4 protein-coding genes are annotated in these 3130 nt (G+C 72.2%); all 4 read right to left on the reverse strand.

From position 1 onward, the window contains the following. On the reverse strand, positions 1-550 hold a 550-nt coding region (locus tag BGO22_RS05670; RefSeq protein WP_286849601.1), incomplete at its 3' end, for a 3-hydroxyacyl-CoA dehydrogenase NAD-binding domain-containing protein. A 26-nt stretch (positions 551-576) separates the two neighbouring features. Further along, positions 577-1359, reverse strand: coding sequence for an enoyl-CoA hydratase-related protein (locus tag BGO22_RS05675; protein WP_286849603.1), 783 nt, complete (start codon positions 1357-1359; stop codon positions 577-579). Next, positions 1356-2150, reverse strand: coding sequence for an enoyl-CoA hydratase/isomerase family protein (locus BGO22_RS05680; RefSeq protein ID WP_070399247.1), 795 nt, complete (start codon positions 2148-2150; stop codon positions 1356-1358). The genes BGO22_RS05675 and BGO22_RS05680 overlap by 4 nt, the downstream gene beginning before the upstream one ends. 2 nt (positions 2151-2152) lie before the next feature. After that, positions 2153-3130, reverse strand: a 978-nt coding sequence (locus BGO22_RS05685; RefSeq protein WP_286849605.1) for an acetyl-CoA acetyltransferase, incomplete at its 5' end; no start/stop codon positions are given.

A 3130-nucleotide genomic window follows, 5' to 3' on the forward strand; every position in this document is an offset into this window, starting at 1 on the left:
TGACCACCGCGCGGTGGCCCGCGCCTTCGGTGAGTTCGCTCAGCCGCCGCACGACGGCGGGCGCGGTGCGCACGGCGGCGATCACCTCGGCCACCTTCATCAGCGGCACGGGGTTGAAGAAGTGCAGGCCCGCCACGCGCTCGGGCCGCTGGCAGGCCGACGCGATCTCGGCCACGGTGAGCGACGAGGTGTTGCTCGCCAGGATGGCCTGTTCGCCGAGCAGGCCTTCGAGCTCGCGGAACAGCGCGCGCTTGACCGCCAGGTCCTCCACGATGGCCTCGATCACCAGCTCGCAGCCCGCGAGATCGGCCAGGGTGTTGCAGGCCTTCAGGCGATGCCTCGCCCCCTCGTGGTCGGCGGCCGCCAGGCGCCCCTTCTCCACCGCGCGCGCGAACATGCCGTCGACGTAGTCAATGGCCTTCGCTGCCGCGCCGGGCTGCGCGTCGTGGCAGTACACGGTGTGGCCGGCCTGCACGAAGAGCTGCACGATGCCGCGGCCCATGGTGCCGGCGCCGACGACGCCGATGGTGGTGGGGGAAACAGTCGCCATGGAGAAAGGGAAAAGGTGCGCCGCGTTCAGCGGCCGTTGAACTGCGGCTTGCGCTTGTCGAGAAAGGCGCGCATGCCCTCGGTCTTGTCCTCGGTGTCGAAGAGCAACAGGAACTCGCGGTTCTCCAGCGCCAGCGCCGCCTCCAGCGGCAGGTCGGCGCCCTGGCGCAGCACGCGCTTGGTGGCCTCGATGGCCTTCGGCGGCAGGCGCGCGGCCTTGCGCGCGAGCTCCAGCGCGCGCACCAGCGCCTGGCCCTCGGGCGCGAGTTCGGCCACCAGGCCGAGCTGAAAAGCGCGCTCGCCCGTCAGCGGCTCGGCCGTCATCAGCATGAGGCTGGCGACCTGCTTGCCCACGCTGCGCACCAGGCGCTGCGTGCCGCCCGCGCCGGGCATGATGCCCACGGCCAGCTCGGGCTGGCCCAGGCGGGCGCTGGCATCGGCCACGATGAAGTCGCACATCAGCGCCAGTTCGCAGCCCGCGCCGAGCGCGAAGCCGCTGACCGCCGCGACCACGGGCTTGCGCGCGTTCACCAGCGGCGCCCAGTACTGGCCCAGGTCGATGTCGGCCACGTCCTGCGCGCCCTTGTCGACCAGCAGGTTCAGATCGGCGCCAGCGGCGAACACGCTGTCGCCACCGGTGACCACGATGGCCTTGACCTCGGCGTCGGCCTCCAGCCCGCGGACGGCGGCGGCGATGGCCGCGCGCATGGTCAGGTCGAGCGCGTTGCGCTTGTCGGGGCGGTTGAGCGTGAGCACGCCCACCGCGCCGTCGCGCGACAGGCGCACCGGCTCCTGGGGGGCTTCGCTCATGCGCGGTCTCCGGGGCGGTGAATGAAATCGGGCGCGCGCTTCTCGCGGAAGGCCGCAAAGCCCTCGCGGAAGTCGGCGCCCAGCAGGCAGGCGGCCTGGTCGTCCTGATCGCGCTGCAGCTCCTCGGCCAACGTGGCGCTGGGGTGCTGCAGGCGCTGCTTCATGCGGGCGAAGGGCTCGGCGGGCAGCAGGGCCAGCTCGCCGGCCAGGGCCACGGCGCGGTCCATCACCTGCGCGTCCTCGCACAGCTCGTCGGCCAGGCCCAGGCGCAGCGCCTCTTCGCCGCGCACGGGCTCGCCGCCGCAGAGCAGGCGGCGAGCCACCGGCAGGCCCACGCGGCGCGGCAGCGTGAGCAGCTGGCCCCAGTCGGGCACCAGGCCGATCTTGAGGAAGGGAAACAGCACGCGCGCCTCGCGCCCGATCACGATGCGGTCGGCCAGCAGCGAGAGGCCGACGGCCGCGCCCGCGGTCACGCCCTCCATAGCGGCCACCACGGGCAGGCGCAGATCGGCCACGCGCTGGCAGACCTGCTGCACATGGCCCAGGCGAGCGCGCGCCTGCGCCTCGCTCAGGCCCAGCATGCTGGGCACGTCGCCGCCGGCGGAGAACACGCCTTGCACGCCGCCGATGACCAGGGCCCGCACCGACGCGTCCCGGCCCAGGGCGTCGAGATGATCGATGAAGCCCTGGCGCACGGCCTCGTCGATGGCGTTGCGCTGCGCCGGGCGGTTGATGCGCAGGCGCGCCACCCGCGGCGCGGGGTGGTCGAGCAGAACGACGGGCTCACTCATGTTCAGACGCCTTCCAGCCCCACGATGGAAACCGAGCACACGTTCTGCGAAGGCTGGCCGCCGAGGTTGTGGATCAGGCCGGTTTTCGGGTCCGCGAGCTGGCGCGCGCCCGCGCGGCCCTGCAGCTGCAGGTAGATCTCGTAGAGCATGCGGATGCCGCTGGCGCCCACCGGGTGGCCGAAGCACTTGAGGCCGCCGTCGATCTGGCAGGGCACGCGGCCCTCGGCGTCGAAGTGGCCATCGAGCACGTCGTAGACGGCGCGGCCCTCGTCGGACAGGCCCAGGTCCTCCATGGTCACCAGCTCGGTGATCGAGAAGCAGTCGTGCACCTCGGTCATGCTGATCTGCTCGCGCGGGCGCTCGATGCCGGCCTCGGCGTAGGCGCGCTTGGCGGCCACGCGCGCGGTGTGCACGTAGCTGCCATCCCACTCGTTGGACTGCAGCTCCCAGCCATTCGAGACCGCCACCTGCAGGGCCTTGAAGGTCACCAGGCCCTGCTTGCCGAGGCCGCGCGCGATCTCCGGCGTGGTGACGATCACCGCCGCCGCGCCGTCGGACACGCCGCAGCAGTCGAACAGGCCCAGTGGCGCGGCGATGGTGGGCGCTTTCAGGCACTGCTCTTCGGTGATGGGCTTCTGCAGGTGGGCCTTGGGGTTCTTGGCGCCGTTGGCGTGGCTCTTCACCGACACATGCGCGATCGCGCGCTTGAGCAAGGCCGCGTCGATGCCGTGCTTGGCGCGGTACGCGCTGGCGAGCTGCGCGAAGTTGGCCGGCGCCACCGCGTTCGGGTACCACTGCGGGATGTAGGTGCCCACGGTGGCCATGGGCAGGCCGCCGTAGCCGGTGTCCTTGAGCTTTTCCACGCCGAGGGCGAGCGCGATGTCGCAGGCGCCCGCGGCCACCGCGTACACCGCCGCACGGATGGCCTCGGAGCCGCCGGCGCAGAAGTTTTCCACGCGCGTGATGCCGATGTTGGGCAG

Origin of the sequence: Hydrogenophaga sp. 70-12, from assembly GCF_001897365.1 — a bacterium.
Lineage (GTDB): Bacteria > Pseudomonadota > Gammaproteobacteria > Burkholderiales > Burkholderiaceae_C > Hydrogenophaga > Hydrogenophaga borbori.